Here is a 17356-nt window from a genome sequence, read left to right on the forward strand (position 1 = left end):
GACTCTATAGTTCCTTATAAACGTTTAGCGTTTTTTTTATAACTTGTGGCAAGGCATAGTCTTTTTCCGCGAGCAATCTTCCTTTTTTCCCCATTGCTTGACAGTACAAAGGATTATTAAGCAGCTTTGTTAAAGCATCTGCGAGATCACTTGAGTTCTTGGGTTTAACAAGTAAACCGTTTGCATTTTTTTTTACCAAGTCTCTACAACCAGGCATGTCAGTAGTAATAATTGGACGAGCACAGGCCATTGCTTCAATCAGTATTTTCGGTACACCTTCTCCGTAATAGGAAGGTAAACAGACGATACTCGATTGTGAAATCACCTGAGGCATATTATTGCAATATCCCCACCATTCGATGACACCAGATTCATTCCAATCTTTAAGCTGTTCATGATGGACCGAGGATGGATTTTCAGGGTCAGGCTCCCCTACCAAGACAAACCGAGCGTTAACACCTCTCTCACGTAGCAGGCTTGCAGCGTTCACGAACTCGCCAACCCCTTTATCCCATAACATGCGTGAAGCCAACATGACAATTGGTTTCCCATCAGGCAACCTTGTTTCCGTATATTCATTTAAATCTACACCTGCACTTCGGATCAAGCGCATATTTCGCTGATCAACGCCTCCTTTTTCTATTATCACGTTCCAGTCATTCTCATTCTGCAGTATCAGTCGACTTCGTCGGTCATTAGCAATCAATCGAAATACTGAAATTAGCATAGGTCGTAGAATACGGGCTAAAACATGTTTAGACGAAAAAACGAAACCCAGTCCGCCCAACGCACATACTCTGGAACGAATTCCACTCAATGTTGCTGCAAGAGATCCGTATATCACGGGTTTGAGTGCTACTAGATGAACCAAGTCTGGCTTTTCTCTTTGAAAGAGTAGCAATAGCTCAAAAAAAGCTGTCAGTTCTCGCGCGACATTAAGGCTAGATCGTTTCATGTGCCGCAAATTGATCGTGCGAATTCCACTCCGTTCTATATGATGCCTATGGTCAGTAATGCGTGTAGCCACAACTACTTCATGACCAGCTTTTTGAGCTGCAACAGCTAAAGGGAGGCGGTGAGAACAGAAGTACCAATCCTCTGTTACTACAAACATTATCTTATGTGGCTTCGCGAATGACTGAGCTTTCGATAACTTTTTAGGCGAATACTGTCGATATGGTAGTGCTAGGCAGAGCCCAAGTACCATCCAGAAAATCCGTTGGTAGAAAATTTCATGAACCAAACTAAAAACGACAAAGACCCCGAGTAACATAACAACGGCGCGATTTTCTGGTTTATCCAAACCGTTCGATATTATTTTTACTAATACCCAGGCGAATATCACGATAAAAATGGCAGTTCCGAACATGCCAAATTCCGCAAGCATCCAAATTGGAGTGCTGTGAATAACCGTCGGCTCTGTTAACCATTCCGAGCTCGTTTTTATAAAGACCCCCAAACCTGCACCAAACCATGGCGAATCTAGCCACATATTGAAACCATGCAGAATGGTTTCCCACCGTTCCAAATCGCTTGTTTCTGTTGAAAGAGGGCTCTGCACTGCCATGTAGGTATGAGTAGTTTGTACTGCCATGTTGGTATGGCTGATCCAAGGAAGAAACAAAGTGAAGAACACCCAGATAAGGGAACCGTGGAGTATGCTTTTCAGAAGAAAGTGACGATCAGAAAATTTGGTAACACCAGAAAAAAGTAATAGCAGAAAAACTGTCAATATACCTGCCCTGGATCCTGTAAATATCAACCCAGCCAAAATCACGCCATGCACGACCGCTAAAAATCCATCTCTTCTGATTATGAGTTTTCCGATCTCTATTTTGCTTAAATTATTTTTTTTCTTACCTGCGTAGGCAAGAAGTAATAAAGAGCAACTCAAAAGCTGAAATGCAAAGGCATTACGGTTTGCAGAAAAGCCTTCAAAATTAATCGCCATTCCGCTATGGTCAAGCCAACCAAAAAAAACCAGCCAACGCATGAAAGAGTGAAATAAGATGATAACCACCGAGGTGGCTATCAGCGTTTCGACAAAGCGCCATATCCCCACTTTGCCTAAGTAGGAAACAGTTAAGATACCAATGCTCAAATAGCCAAGAAGGACAACCCAACCCAACAACCTACCAGTAAGTGCCCACTGGGTCACACCAATCACTTGCATGCCGTTCAAGAATGCGAACACAAGCAAGAGCGTCACTACGAACAAGATCAAGTGGAAACCGGATACCGACCACCGAGGGGGGATACGAGTAAAAAATGACTGACTGACTACAGCCGCCAGCGCCAGAATTGCAAAGGGGTCGGCCAGGTTAATATTTATAATCCCACCCTGAAATGGGACATGGACTTGGAAGAAAATAGTGATGGCAGCCGCCATGGATAGCCCCCAAGCCGCTATTTTTTCGATTGATAACGAGATAGTAATTTTACTTCCTAAGGCGATTTGTCTTTTGCCTTGACTGGATTTTGTCAAGACATACGGAAATGTAGCAAGTACAACAGCTGTCGATGATAGCCCTACCAATACGGAAATGACTAGTGCTTCAGACGGTGCCATTCCTATGGCACCAAAAGCAAATATGGCAGTGATTTCGCGCACTCCCCAACCGTTGACCGAAATGGGAAGACTTGCAGCAAAGCTAATGACTGCCGAAGCAGCACAAAGATCCCAAAACCCAATCTGCGGGGCCAAAACATACCCCCCAAGTACAAATGCCCCCAATACTAAGCTTTGACCAAGCAATGTGATCAATATTGCCTCAGCAATTTGACTATAGTTACGTTTGGATTGAATACCGCTAATCAGCAATTTCTCAAATTGTGTTCTTCCAAACCACAAGCTAGTAACAAGAGCTAAACCAGCAACGAAGAACATTTGGGCAAAGGATGTACTAGTGAGAAAATCCGATACTTTATTCCCACCAAATATCCAAATAGTTCCTATGAGACACATTCCTCCGCTGACGGCAAACAGAATAATACGCTCCATCGCTGTCAACGCGGCAATAAACACCGGCTGCGTACCGTAATGACGTAGTACGGATTGTCTCCCTGCGACTTGACCAAATAGAGAGATGAAAAACAGTGATGCAAAATGACCTTGTATGCTCGCCTTGGCCGCAAAACTGAATGGAACCTCGACGCCAAAGTAGCTCAAGAGCATGCCTAGCCGAATAGACACTAAGAGCAGGTTGAGGGAAAACACCATCACCATGACAGCGAGTGTCCAGAGCGGAACATGTGAAAGGTCATTGATTACCTTTTCAATTCCGGAGCCCCAGATGCCCAAGCAAAGCAGAAACCCTGAGAGCAGTACTAATAAACTACTTTTTAATGACTTGGAAAAATTCAAGCTAACTTCCTTGCATCGTTATTGGCTGTCATGATGTTCATCCAACCAAGCTTGGAACATTAATATCCCCCAAAGCTGATGAGACCAATTTCGTTTGCCCTGTAAATGTTCCTTCCACATAAGCCTGATGGGACTCGGATCAAAGTATCCCTGTTGATTGAGCTTATTGTTATCGAGTAATTCCTCAGCCCATGGTCTTAGCGGCCCTCTTAACCAAGTACCAATAGGGACACCGAAGCCTGCCTTTGGCCGTTCTATTAAAGCCCTTGGAACATAACGGTCAAGTAGCTTGCGTAGTAGGAACTTGCCTTTATTACCCTGTATCTTCATCGCAAGGGGTAGGCTCCAGGCAAACTCGACCACTCGATGATCAAGCATCGGCACACGGGTTTCCAGTGACACACCCATTGCAGCGCGATCTACTTTTACCAAAATATCATCAGGAAGATAGGTAGCCGTATCCATAAACATCAAACGATGCTCAAGCTCAACTATATCTGAGGAACAAACACTTTCTTTGATGGGAAGAAGTGGTTTGAATGAGCCTATTACAATTTGTTCCGGCTTTTGCAATTGTGAGACGAGCCTATCATAGATCTCTTCCGGTGAAGTGACCGAGAGCATTCGAGCAATTTTGTAAATCTTGTCTCCTGCCGATCTGTATCGCAAGCTACGAGGAAGAATGGTTGAAGATCGGCTGACATAACTATCCCAAAGCGATGGGGGAATAGCAGTTAACAATTTAGATAGTCCGCTGCGCATGCTATTGGGTAACCAACCTAACTTTCGCCAAAGTGCAGGCCCAGTGATATGACGGTTGTAACCACCAAACAACTCATCTCCACCATCGCCTGACAAACAGACTGTTACGTCTTGTCGTGCAAGTTGACTGACCAGGAAAGTTGGAATTTGTGAAACGTCGGCAAAGGGCTCGTCATACAATTTAGCCAGTCCCGGTATAACTTCCATGGCTTGCTCTGAAGTTATACATAACTCTGTGTGTTCGGTGCCAATATGTGCCGCTACTGCCGCTGCATGTTTTGATTCATCGTAATCGCTTTCATTAAAACCAATGGTGAAGGTTCGTATCTGGTCTGCTGACTGAGCCTGCATCAACGCAACCACCGTTGATGAATCAATGCCTCCGGAGAGAAACGCCCCCAAGGGAACGTCTGCAATCATCTGACTTGAGATTGACTGTTTAAGCAATTGTTCTAACTTCAGTAACGCATCGTTTTCGCTACCTTGGAATAAGTTACTTTGACCCATTAAAGCGACTTTGCTCAATGACCAGTACGATATTGGATCTGGTAATTGTTGGCGAACGACGTCAGCCTCTGAAATTTTTAACCAAGTGGCCGGTGGGAGTTTAAAAATACCCTGATAGATTGAGTACGGGGCAGGAATAAAATTGCGATTCAGATACAGAGATAATACATTGCGGTCTACTTCGCCCTTAAAGCCAGGAGATGCTTTCAATGCCTTGAGCTCTGAACCAAACAGAAACGCTCCTCTATGGAAACCATAGTAAAGCGGCTTCTCCCCAAGCCGATCTCTGGCTAGATACAAAGATTTTGCATGTTTGTCCCACAAAGCGAAAGCAAACATACCAACAAATTCGTTAAGCGCTTTTTCAAGCCCCCATGCTGAAACTGCGGTGAGTATGGTTTCAGTATCTGAGTGGCCTCGCCAGATTAGACTTACTGGACTGCCGGTAGATTGCAGTTTTTTTCTTATTTGCAGGTGGTTATATATCTCGCCATTGAAAACTATTTTGTATCGGCCGCAAGATGATTTCATTGGTTGATGGCCTGCATCAGTAAGGTCGAGAATAGCAAGGCGACGATGAGCCAGAGCGACACCTGAATGGTTGTCAGCCCAGCTACCAACAGCATCAGGCCCACGGTGTACCAACTCTTGAGCCATATTTTGAACCATGGCTTTTATGTCGAAGCCTGGTAATGAAGATAAAGTGAAAAGACCGGCAATACCGCACATGGCTAAACCTTATTTTACGTAGACTTGAACAGCAAGTCTTCCCATTGTTCACAAACCTGTTCTGTCGAAAAACGTTTCTCTATTTCCTGTTGACCGGCCTTAGAAAGCTTTTCCTGTAATGCTCTATTTTTGATTAAATCTGACAATGTAGAAGCTAGTGCTTGAACTCTATCATTTGGAGGATCAACTAAAAGGCCAGTGACATCATTTTGAATCAATTCATTTGTACCGGGGCAATCGGCAAAACCGATAACGGGTAACCCGTGTGACATAGCCTCAGCTGTAGCAAGACCAAAAGCTTCGTAGGAAGATGAAATAACAAAAATATCTGCCAATTGATATTCGACATCAATCGCCGAAGTAACACCTGGTAAAGTTACTTTACTTTGAAGGCCAAATACTTCGATGAGGCGTTCTAACTCCTCCCGTAATGGACCTTCTCCAAAAATTTTTAAGTGCCACTGCGGGAAATCTTCAGTAATCTTCGCGAAAGCTTTGATCAGTGTCGCTTGATCCTTCTGGCGATTTAGCCGTCCGACATTCAAAATCGTATGAGTACTATCTCTAACTGCTTTTTTTGTTAGCCTTGTAGGTTTTTCGATAGGATTCGGTACCACCACCATTTTATTTTTTACCGTAGCTGGATAAGAAGATCTTATCGACTCGGATAACACCGTAATTTTTTTTAACAAACGTGCAGAAAGAGATAATAATAAAAATTGAAAACGACGTTTCTGATAATGTTCTGGCACAATATGTTCACTACCTAGAGTGGAAATCCCCGTCCCTACGAGAGAAAAAGCTAACGGTATAAACATCGAGTGCATAAAGCCCACCGCGACATCAGGTTTCTCCGTGACAACGATATGACGTAGTGCTTTCATGCGTTTGATTGCTTCGAAAACACCAGTCGGTTGAGCAGCATCGCCAATAGCCAAATCAATAAGCTTTACACGGGCATCTAGATGATAGAACGGCTGACCACCAGGAGTATCCAAGGTGACTATAGAAACATTATGCCCACGCTCTGCTAGGTCAGAACAGACAGTACACAGAACCCGCTCAGCACCTCCAGAAGCAGAAGAAAGATGTTTGATAGCAAATAAAAGTTTCATCAACGGGGCTTTTCTCCCAATTTAGAAAAGAGCGTTTTCCACTGTTCGAATATTGCCTCAGGCTCGTAGCTCAGTGTTGCGGTCTGAGCTTTACGGCCTGCCATTTGACGAAACTCCAGATCATCAATTAAAGTCTGCATAGCCGCAGCAAAAGAGGGTTCATCGTAAGCAGTCAAAAGCCCCGACTTCTTATGCTGCAGCAATTCGTTTACACCTGCTGTCTGTTCAAGGCCCACAGCAGGTAATCCCTGCCGAAAGGCCTCAACCAAAGCGTTCGGAAAGCCTTCCCACAATGAAGGAAAAGCGAGGAAAGCACTTTTACTATACCAGTCATCTACATCGGTTACTGCACCAATAAGTTCAACTTGTTCGTCAAGCCCTAATTCATTGATGAGCAGCTCAACTTCAGTGCGTTTTTCCCCTTCTCCTACTAACGTCAAAATCCAATCCGAATTTACATCAGTAATCAAGGAAAAAGCTCTGATTAGAAAAAGCTGGTTTTTTTGGTATGAAAGGCGTCCAACATGAAGAATTCGTTTTGGCGGATCTATATCCTCGTTCGGAAAGGCTGGTTTATCAAGTCCCTGTACAGGGTTAGAAATAACTACAATTCTGTCTCTTAATTTTGGCGAGTATTTCTCACGATAATTATCTAGTTGCACGGTTACGCAATCAGCCATACGTAAGGCTATATCAGCTCTCCAGCGTAGCTTGTCACCACCCGTTACGAAATTAAACAGGTCGGGTGAATTTCTTTCTGCCGCAATCATTGGAATACCTAACCCCAGCATCGCCGTACGTGCAGCAAGAAAAGTTCCGACTTGGAAAGCAATGACTACATCTGGCTTAAACTTTTTCGCCAATCGTCTCAATCTAACCTGTCGACGTAACCTGAGGCTCCATGTTGCTTTACCTAAGGGACTGCCAAGGTTCAGCGTCATCCAGTCAACCGTACCATCAAGTGCGTAGTGGGCTTCCGCATTGGCCGGATCCCATGTAATTAATCCAACACGAAAACCGCGCTTGATCATTTGGTTCATTAGTAGCGTTGCCATGCGTTCTATTCCACCAGCCATCTGGTGGAAGTTGCGACAAACAAAAAGAATGGATGGTTGCTCAGTCATGCGATGGAGCACCTATGCTTCGTTCATGGAGAAAACGGCGGGTGGCAGAGCCGAGGAAGTGCTGAGTAGTACGCCAAGGGGAAGACAATAGTAACTTTGTTAGTATTAGCAAAGCTTGCCCATCTTGTCCGGAAAAATGCCGGTAGCGCATCTCTGACCACAACTTCATGTAGCAATAGCTATCAGTGGAAAACAGATAGTCTTTATTCTTATCCAACAAGCGAAGAAAGCTCTCAAATTCGACCAAGGCATTTTTTTCGCTACCATATGTAGCATGCTGCATAAGCACTTCCTCTGAGATTCCAATAAAATGACCTTCTTTAAAGCTCAGGCGAATGGCGAAATCGATATCCTCCTGTCGCCGCATAGCTGTGTCAAATCCACCTATTTCTTGGAATACGGAAGTGCGAGCCATCAGGGAACAGGTAGGAGTTCCAGCCCCGTAAAAAATGCCGGGCTCACGCTTGTAAAATAGCAAGTAGTCGGCCATTGCAGAACCTATCGGTGGTTGACCATCAGCACCAACTGCCCGCAATGGCATGACGTAGCCATTAGGATACATTCTTTCTCCAGAGGCATAGCAAGCGATTAACTGTGTAGATGCTGTCTGCTCATAGGAAACGATTCGTTCATACTGCAATTGCAAACGATCTGGTGTACTGACATCGTCATCGTCGAAGAACGCAATGAACTCACCGGATGCCGCCTCTAAAATACTATTACGGGCCGCTGCCGCACCTAAGTTCACCTGATGATAAACAGGTCGAATACGACTATCTCCGTCAGAAACCTGCTCAATTAACAGACAGGAAGTATCTGATGAGGCGTCATCAACCACCACTACTTCAAAGTCAGGCCAATTTTGGTCAAGAGCCGAGTGCAGCGCTCGTTGAATACTGTGTGCGGCGTTATAGCAGGTAATACCAATGGTTATGCGAGGAAAAGGTGAACTTTCCTCAAGTGTCGAATTACTATGGATGTTTGAGTAGGTCATATCTTTAGAAGCACATGAGAAGTACGATTGCACAACTCGTCATCAGTTAAAGTTTGAAAATCACGATGTAGTGATCCCCTTGGAATGGGAAGCTTCGGCCATTTTCCGAACTCTTGCCTGACAATATCAAAACCGACTTCCTCAAACATTCTATGCAGTCTAATTGCCGGCACTCTATTTGTGTAAAACCTCGATTTAGTAAAAAAATCTGACTCCCATAACTTTTCGGAGAATCTAAGATTGTTCAAAGAGAAATTCAAGTGATCCTGATAGTCAATATTGTGGGAAGATAGACCACTAGGTTTTAAAATACGTTGCAGTTCACCTAATACAGGAACTAATTCATCCTTTCGAACGTGTTCGAGTACAGAGTGTGACCAGATAAAGTCGACACTGTCTGACGGAATAGTACGTAGCCCCAACAGGCCATCAGTCAAATACCTTGCATTGCTGGATTGCAGAAAATCCTTTAAAGACATCGATTCAGAGAGGTCAGGAGCATGCAGCCCTCTGTTGCCAATATCCTTGGCAAGGGTTTGGTAGAAAGCGACATCTTTTCGAGCGAAACTGCCTACATCTACAAGATAGGTTAGTGAAGCTCCGCTTGCATATCCTAGTAGGGCTGAAGCGAGACTGTCACCGGGTCCAAGTTCGAGAATTACAGCATTGGAGGTTAATCCTCTAGGAAACGCACGTTTCAAATGCAGATTAAATATTTTGATAGGGTAATCTGTAGAATCCATGCGTCCATGCCGAAAAAGGCTCATAGCTCGCCACAAAGAATAAGGCACTGGAATCCGAGCCATAATCAGCTTGGCAATAAGCTTAAATCTCCATATCATATCGCTGTCGACCCTTTATTAATTTTGATTGTTAATCGATTTTCCTGAAATGAAAGCGACTAAATGCATTATTTAACCCTATATTTGGCAAGGCACAATATAAACGTCGCAATGTTAAGGCAGGGTGATTCAATACAAGCTTTAATAAAATTAAGCCAAATATAAATCGTTTCCGCTCTAACCACCTATGTTTCAATTCCAGCCATTTAATGGCAAATTTGTATTGCACTTCAGACCCCATTACGGACCTATGCTTTTTCATAATCATGTGCCCGTAGAAATATTCGTCACTAAGGCTTTTATCACTTGTGTTAGTCATCGTTTGAACAACCAGAGGCTCACCTATACCAACAAAGTGACCACCAGCTAACGCTAGTCGAATATTAAAATCAGTATCTTCACTACGTCTCATTGATGGATCAAATCCACCAATGAGATTATAAGTAGATAGTCGGCCCATTTGGCTACATGTGGGGCAGGAACCATAACCATCCCTCAATGGCTCACCTAATAACACTCGACGAGCCACAGCAGGACCAAACGGAGCTTGCCTTCCCTTAACCTGCCCCATTGTCTGCTCTAGACGTTCTTCGCCATCTGGATAAACGACCGTTCTGGCAGTATGGCAGATTACCGGAGCACCATCGGCAAACTGCTTTTCATAATCTGTTGTCCGCTTGTACTGTTCGAAAATCCGATTTGGAAGACTTACATCATCATCGTCAAAAAAAACAATGAATTCTCCATTAGCTTCTGTCAGAATACGGTTACGTGCATTGGCAACACCCAGATTCTTTCGGTTTCTAAATATTCTTACATTAGGTAAACCCTTCGAAACACGTTCAATCTCTGCCAGCGTTTCATCATTAGAGAAATCGTCTACAATTATAACCTCAAGTGGTTTCCAGGATTGAGATAATGCACTAACAATACATCCCTCAATAGTCTTCTCTGAATTAAATGCTGTTATACCAACTGTAACCAATGAATTATTCACCTTTCATCACCTTTAGTTCTACATCGAAATGCTTAATGGAATAAGAAATAATACCAATTGAAGTAAGAACATAATCTAGTTAGGGTATTCCAATTCTCGGAAGTGTCATTATGGACAACCTAAAAGAAATCGACTTAAAAAATTGGCAAGTCATCAAAAATCGATACAGATGAAAATTCGATTACTGGCGCTTTCTCACTTTCAAGATGGGCATTCACATACCAAAATTGCTCAGATTCTCAAAGTCAACCGGTTCCAGACACACTATGAGGATTAATTTAATTATTTGTCATTTTCGAGATATGAGACGACGATGAATAAATTTTGAAAGTAGCTCTATAGAACAAATATAAGCAATAGCCCGATAAATATATCCTCGGAAGTACTGATGTTTGTTTCCATAAAAGTTTGAGCGTGCAATAAACCGGGAAGCTTGATAAAGGCCACGCTGGTCAAGGAGACTACGATGTTTTTCCCTCAGTAAAAGAGCATATTTAAGTGGTATCCTGCCTGATTTGTAAGAACCAGAAGTTTTGTATTGTGTGATAAGCGCCTGATCAACCGCGATAAAATGCGTTCCAAGCAGTGCAGCTCGGACTGCAAAATCCAATTCAGCACTACGACGAAAATTATCGTCAAACAGTCCAATCGTCTTAAAACTAGTTCTTCGCGCCATAAGCGTGCAACTGCCAAACATACCCCATACTCTACCTGGTGTGGCATGTGTCCCAAAAACGTAATCGGCTACTTCTAGCCCATATGGTTCGGGGGCGGATCTGCCAATGGCCAATGCCACATGATCAACCTCAGTCTGTCCACCTTTAACCACATCTCGATTAGAGTAGCACAATACCAACTCAGCCTTCGATTTCTGTTCGTAATCGACGATACGTTTAATCTGAATTTGTAGGCGGTCCGGAAGATTGTCATCATCATCATCAAAGATAGCAACAAACTCACCTCGAGCATGCTCCAACATTGTATTGAGAGCTGCAGGATAACCTTTATTAATACTGTGACGGAACGCTTTTACACGTGAGTCAACCGATGAAAGGTAAGCAAGCTTCTCCCATGAACGATCTGTCGAGCAATCGTCGACAACAATAATCTCAACTTCTTGCCAGTTCTGAGCTAAGGCGCTTTTTATGACACGCTGAATTGTCGACTCTGCATTAAAGCAAGTTATACCGATACTAATTAAAGGGGTTTCAGTTAATAAGCTATTCATGATTAATCCCTATATGAATTTCGGCATATTAAGTTCAGAAATGGCATTTCGGTAAACATAAACTAATATAGCAATCTATATATCACCATCTACTTAAATCGTGCCAACCTTTCTGCTCGGTTGAAATCGCCAGCGTCCAACGCTGAGCCAACTAGGCGCAGTTTCCAAGATAAATTTGCAAATCGTTGGCTCGCCGTATCCAGCGAATCACTCTTAAATATACCTTTACAGAATGAGTTCTTCCCATCAATAACCCAGCTTTGCCCTACTCCAAGTAGCTCATTATCAATGACATATAGTTTCTCAGTGGAGTGCTCTAAGATAAGGTTTGATAACGATAAGTCGGGGTGACTTAAAAAGTTCGGTAACAAATCTACAACGGCGTTTTCAGAACGTTGCCATTCTTCGATTAACTCTTTGACGGGGTTCCATTGTGCCCAAATGTTAAGCCTTGAGATCAAGTAGTCATTTAAATAGCAAAACGCCCCTGTGTACTTTTCAGCTAAAGCGACCAACAATGGTTCACTTTGGACATGCTTTAGAAAGGCTTCAACTAGCGGAACATACTCCATAGCTTTTTCATCCGGTAACTCATTTAATGGGGTGCCGTCCACCCACTCTTCAACTAAAAAGAAATTATCACTCAAAACAACCTTTGGAAAACATATTGCTTGCTCAAGTTGTAAACTCTCAAGTTCTAAACGGAGAGCAATCTGGGGCCGACTAAAGGCGCTATAAATTTTAACCTTTCGATTATCAGGCATTTCTCCTTGAAGGGATAATCGACCCGCCTTAGTTATTGCGGGTTTAAAAACCCCGGAGCCTAGCGCTTTTAAACCCAAAAGAGGAGTGTTATCGACGCATAGGTAAGAAGGAACATCGTTCTGATGAGCGCAATTCTCATGCCTATTAAAAATATCCAAAAAACGTAACATATTGCTCCACTATATTAATTCACCATCTTAAGCAGGCACACTAAAGCTATCATTAAGCCGAAATACCACCACGGTTTCATCTAGCCATGCAACAAGATCATGATTTTATTGGGGTTGAATATAGCCAAGGTCTCGAAACTAAGAATGGTCGAGGTTTTCAACAATCTTAGCTTCTCATTAGTGCCTTAAGCAGCGCACTCTATCTATAAATATTCCAAAAAATTTAGATATTCCATTTTCCTTCTTCATGCTTAGATAAAAACCTCCAATAAAACAGTAATTGCAACCAGTTACGCAAACCGATCTTTTCTCGCCGGGCCATTCGCTTTAAATATATTTCCTTTCTAATTTGACTAACGTCAAAACCAAGAATACTGGAAATTTTCAAAAGTTCGACTTCCAATGAGTAAGAGATGCGATTGGTGTAGTGTACGATATGAGGTGATTTCACTTTACCTGCGTAATACTTCCTATCAGGAAAGTAATTCCAATCTTCTGTTAGAGGCAAAACCCTCGCATCACATTTAAATATTGAGTCCACCAAACTTACTTGATCATATGGCGTATTTCCTTCACAAAAGGATTTAGACCAAAGTGTGAAAAAGTTTTTCGCTTTTTCTGATTTTCTAAAGAAAACAACCCCACTATTAAAATGTGGCACATCTCTTACATAAGTACTCGAGTCTATGACCAATTGGTCACCCTTTCCTATTTTCTTCTGTTTTGTCGGATTAAGCTTTAATGCTATATCAAAATAATCTAGGAATTTCCAAGCATTATTTAAATCATTTAATATATATGTGTCGGCATCAATATAGGCTACACGATCATATGGAACATACTTGTATAAGTCGGTTTTTATTTCTCTGTTTTTTCTCGTATCAAGGTTGATGATTTTCGAAATATCCCGCGAGTCAGACCAAAAACTTAATTTTTTAAACTCAACATCCAGATTTGTTATGATCATTACTGGGAGTGTTCTGTTTTTCCTTCGAAGCGTGCTGATCGAAAATAGAGCCATCGTAAGATAAAGATGACCAAAAGCAATGTATACAACACCCTTGTTGTTATCCATAATATTCCTACCTAACAAATGCGATATCGCAATGATCTGTCCCGTCACCTGAAACCCTAAGGGCGGCTACTTCGAAACCTAGGCCCAACATGCAAGTTACTATATCGCCAAAGCTTGCAGAGTCCCTAAATTTACCTCCGTCAATAGAGACTTCGACAATAACGAAAGTACAGTGCTTTATAAGCTCCCACCCACCTTTTAAAACCTCGCTTTCATGCCCTTCTACATCGATTTTTATACCCCATGTACCATTCATGTCTGCAACAGGGAAAATATTATCCAAGGTATCGACTCTAACAGTCCTTTTTACGATCGACCTCGATCCATCGCTTTCAGACTCCTTGAATCCACTTTGACTAATTGGCTCCCGAACATTTATTTCTAACACCCCTTTTTTGTCCGATACACCACATTCAAAAAATGTGTTTTCTGGATTTTCAAGATGTTTTGTTAATGCTTCTTTTGTTTCAATCAATGGGTCGATAAAGAACTTTCTTGAATCAGGGAAAAACTTATACAGCCCCTCGGACCCCTGATGACCAATACCAACATCGATAAGATTGTCTACCTTTGGCAGCACACGTAGACCTGACCATCCCCCTTTATTTGGAAATGGATGACTTGTTTGTTTTAACAAACCAATTCTCACAAGAACATTACGCAACCTTTTCATCTTAAACATTCATTATACCCTAATGTCTATCGACCACTCATTTCGACAAGGAATAAGTCATTTGCTATCTGAACCACGTCGAATTTCTCATTTGGATACATCGTATCCAAATTTTCTTTTATCTCTGTAAATGCGATCCCACCTTGCATCTTGTTGTATTTAGACAATTTTGCTAATCCATGCGGATTTTTGTTTTTGTTTTTGTTTTTGTTTTTGTTTTTGTTTTTTATTCTCCTTAAGTTAACAACGAGTTTCACCAATACTTTCTTGAAATTTGATTTATCCTTGATATTAGATTGGCTAACGCTATTGCCAGTTAAGGTCATTATGTCTTCAGCTATGGTTTCAGTCGCACCTCGTTCAGGAAAAGTTATATGCCCCTTAAAGATATCTTCATTAGCTCTGTAGCTCGATGCTTTTGAAGCGCTGTTAGCCCATATTGCTACCTCTTCAAGAGTGTGTAGGCTAGGAGACAGTTGTGATACGATCGAATTACTATTCGCGTCCGAATAGTTTGCTAGAAAGCCCGTATTTACCTCGGAGATTGACGCTTGAATCGCTGTTGTACATCCTCTATGCAGCAGGCCCTTACTAGCTAGCAGCCATGGTGTGATATCTCCTTTATACACTACCTTAATTTTTGTGAGGTTGGATGTCATCTCCTCCCATACCTTGTGATCTTCGCCAGGATGAGGTCTGACAATGATCGGTGGTATCCGATCATCTGAATCAATTTCATGCAAAAAATCAACGAATTGAAGAAACTTCTTGTAAGCACCTTTTTGCATTTCCCTCATAAATTCTAAGTCATGCTTAGTTTTTTTAGCCCCAAAAAGTTCTAGACGATGGTAGCGCTCCTCCAGCAGTCTTTGCGAATTAGTACCAAAGTCTGAAGCAAAGAGTAGAAAGTCGTCTCCAAACTCGCTATGGATTTTTTTTATTTCGTCAGATGAGATGTAGCGCTTGGAGGGAGCCCATAAATCAACGCGCGGCCAGCCGAAATCTTTAACGATATCCGGATCAATGCCTTCAAAATGTCTTATTGCCTCCTCTTTTGCTTGCAGTCCAATATAATATAGTCTTGATACATATTTAAGGCTGCCTTCCACGAATCTTATTCGAATATAGTCATAGCTTCTTACTGCAGGACTTACTTCCTGATCTAATACAGTTATTGACGTTACTCGCTGTGAGATATTTTTGAATTTTTCCACACTACTCCCCCCACCTTTATAAAGGTAAACACCTTGATTATTTTCTTTTTCATAAACCAAGTGATCGATGGAGGATTTCGAACCTATAAAGACCCTAGCTCCTTTTTTTGACAGCTCCCCAGCAAGATAAACCTGTGATAACAATTCTCTTGGTTTGATCTCGATAGGAATATAAACTTCTTTTTTCTTATCCATATTTTGTTCGCTTATGCATAGCTTCAAAACCGGAAGCTTCCTGTTCAACTAGCTACTAAGTACTCTACAAAGGCACATCAAGTTTAGGTCATCAATGGCCTTCAAGTTGGATAACTATGCTCGTCATTTTTCTATATTTCCTTGTGGGTTATATTCGTAGCACTTCTTATGTGAATTTTTCCAATTTGTTTTCTGGTATTGCTACAATGTTCGCTGTTATGAATAAATAGTTTGGGACAGTGGGTCCAATATTTACTAGCCCGTTATCTGTTAAAACCCGGCATACATAGCCTAGGTTTTTAAAAAACCTTTCAGCCTGTGTTAGGGTATACCCCATTTTTAACCACCAGTGGCTCACTTCAAATTGAACAATTGGTTGATGGCTCTCGATCGTTTGGCTGAGTCCCAAGATGACTTCGTAGTCAAAACCATCAGTATCGATCTTAATTAAGTCAATTGCGAAAGGTATGTTTTGGGTGACAAATTGGTCACCTGGAATGCTGTGGATCTCATGTTCGATAGACTCCTTTCCCTTTACATTCTTTTTAAATGGCTTAGCTCCTCCTCCAGCCTGGTATACTTTCAATAAAGAACATTTATCCGAAAGAGCCAAGTTATATTTTTTTTTCACAGCACTCTCACTAATATGAGAAAAGAAGCTCGGAATAGGTTCAATGGCATATATTTTGCTTTCTGGAATAATTTCTTTTACCTTTTCAGACCATTTTCCTATATTAGCCCCAACATCAATTACTGTGGGTTCCTCACAAAACTTAGAGAAAATACGTAAAAACTCACTCTCTCCTTCTCCACCTTTTGTATAAGATCCCAAGTATGATGCTTCTAATAAGTTCCAGATTTTTCTTTTTAGGAAAGAAGACTTTCCTATGATACGTATTATATTTTGTCTAATCATGGGGGTTCCTAGTCGTGTAAAAACGATAACTTGGTAAGACAAGCCTGTATTTAGTGATTTAGTGATTTAGTGTTCAGCATAGAAGTATTTACTTGTATTTTCTTCTTATAATTCAGCAATAAACGATATACCCGTGAACATTGAAGGTGCTTGATTTTTTAAAAGACAAAGATCATGCTAAGCCCCATGAAAATAACGCTAACTGATAAGAAAAAGAAAGAACTTGAACGTACGCATGAGAGCGCTCGTGACGGTCGAGTTCGTGACCGTATCAAAGCGGTACTTCTTACTTCAGAAGGTTGGAGTAGCTCGATGATCTCTCAAGCGTTGCGTATTCATGAAACAACGGTGCTTCGTCATCTCAAAGATTTCGAACAATCAGAAAAGCTCAAGCCTGAAAATGGCGGGGCGACTAGCCACCTTTCGGTTACTCAGACAATGGCGCTTATTGAGCATCTTTCAACACATCTCTATCACCACACCCATCAAATTGTTGCTTACGTAAAGGTAGAATTTAATATCAATTACACCGTATCCGGCATGAACGAATGGCTTCATCACAACAGATTTAGCTATAAGAAACCGAAAGGCATCCCCCGTAAGGTTGATGGGCAAAAACAGCATGATTTCATTCACCATTACCATGTGCTGAAAGGGGCGACGAGTGACCCGATTTTGTTCTTAGA

14 protein-coding genes are annotated in these 17356 nt (G+C 41.9%); 1 reads left to right on the plus strand and 13 read right to left on the minus strand.

Going from position 1 to position 17356, the window contains the following annotated elements; genetic code table 11:
- Positions 1-4 precede the first annotated feature (4 nt).
- The 13 genes from L4C34_RS19355 to L4C34_RS19415 all read right to left on the minus strand — a co-directional run bounded on the left by L4C34_RS19355 (position 5) and on the right by L4C34_RS19415 (position 16670).
- On the minus strand, positions 5-3364 hold the full coding sequence (locus L4C34_RS19355) for a glycosyltransferase (RefSeq protein ID WP_428790956.1): 3360 nt from the start codon (positions 3362-3364) through the stop codon (positions 5-7).
- A gap of 18 nt (positions 3365-3382) precedes the next feature.
- Positions 3383-5362, minus strand: coding sequence for an asparagine synthase (glutamine-hydrolyzing) (gene asnB / locus L4C34_RS19360; RefSeq protein ID WP_428790957.1), 1980 nt, complete (start codon positions 5360-5362; stop codon positions 3383-3385).
- Between the two features lie 14 nt (positions 5363-5376).
- The gene (locus L4C34_RS19365; RefSeq protein WP_428790958.1) at positions 5377-6477 is read right to left on the minus strand and encodes a glycosyltransferase family 4 protein; all 1101 of its coding nucleotides are present in this window, start codon (positions 6475-6477) and stop codon (positions 5377-5379) included.
- The gene (locus L4C34_RS19370; protein WP_428790959.1) at positions 6477-7601 is read right to left on the minus strand and encodes a glycosyltransferase; all 1125 of its coding nucleotides are present in this window, start codon (positions 7599-7601) and stop codon (positions 6477-6479) included. The genes L4C34_RS19365 and L4C34_RS19370 overlap by 1 nt, the downstream gene beginning before the upstream one ends.
- Positions 7594-8595 carry a glycosyltransferase family 2 protein gene (locus L4C34_RS19375; RefSeq protein ID WP_428790960.1) on the minus strand — a complete coding sequence of 334 codons (1002 nt, stop codon included), beginning with the start codon at positions 8593-8595 and terminating at the stop codon, positions 7594-7596. The genes L4C34_RS19370 and L4C34_RS19375 overlap by 8 nt, the downstream gene beginning before the upstream one ends.
- Positions 8592-9338: a methyltransferase domain-containing protein gene (locus L4C34_RS19380; protein WP_428790961.1), complete on the minus strand. Its 747-nt coding sequence runs from the start codon at positions 9336-9338 to the stop codon at positions 8592-8594. The genes L4C34_RS19375 and L4C34_RS19380 overlap by 4 nt, the downstream gene beginning before the upstream one ends.
- 130 nt (positions 9339-9468) lie before the next feature.
- Positions 9469-10434, minus strand: a complete 966-nt coding sequence (locus L4C34_RS19385) for a glycosyltransferase family 2 protein (protein ID WP_428790962.1) — start codon at positions 10432-10434, stop codon at positions 9469-9471.
- A 289-nt stretch (positions 10435-10723) separates the two neighbouring features.
- The gene (locus tag L4C34_RS19390; protein WP_428790963.1) at positions 10724-11662 is read right to left on the minus strand and encodes a glycosyltransferase family 2 protein; all 939 of its coding nucleotides are present in this window, start codon (positions 11660-11662) and stop codon (positions 10724-10726) included.
- An 89-nt stretch (positions 11663-11751) separates the two neighbouring features.
- On the minus strand, positions 11752-12426 hold the full coding sequence (locus L4C34_RS19395; protein WP_428790964.1) for a hypothetical protein: 675 nt from the start codon (positions 12424-12426) through the stop codon (positions 11752-11754).
- 394 nt (positions 12427-12820) lie between these two features.
- Positions 12821-13672 (minus strand): hypothetical protein, encoded by an 852-nt coding sequence (locus tag L4C34_RS19400; protein WP_428790965.1) that lies wholly within the window; start codon positions 13670-13672, stop codon positions 12821-12823.
- Positions 13673-13679: 7 nt separating this feature from the next.
- Positions 13680-14354: an FkbM family methyltransferase gene (locus L4C34_RS19405; protein ID WP_428790966.1), complete on the minus strand. Its 675-nt coding sequence runs from the start codon at positions 14352-14354 to the stop codon at positions 13680-13682.
- Positions 14355-14371: 17 nt separating this feature from the next.
- On the minus strand, positions 14372-15754 hold the full coding sequence (locus L4C34_RS19410) for a surface carbohydrate biosynthesis protein (RefSeq protein WP_428790967.1): 1383 nt from the start codon (positions 15752-15754) through the stop codon (positions 14372-14374).
- 166 nt (positions 15755-15920) lie between these two features.
- Complete coding sequence (locus tag L4C34_RS19415; RefSeq protein ID WP_428790968.1) at positions 15921-16670, minus strand: FkbM family methyltransferase; 750 nt, start codon at positions 16668-16670, stop codon at positions 15921-15923.
- Positions 16671-16844: 174 nt separating this feature from the next.
- Here L4C34_RS19415 and L4C34_RS19420 point away from each other — a divergent pair.
- The coding region (locus L4C34_RS19420) for a helix-turn-helix domain-containing protein (RefSeq protein WP_428790969.1) at positions 16845-17356 on the plus strand (512 nt) is incomplete at its 3' end.

Source organism: Vibrio profundum (genome assembly GCF_050337555.1).
GTDB lineage: Bacteria > Pseudomonadota > Gammaproteobacteria > Enterobacterales > Vibrionaceae > Vibrio > Vibrio profundum.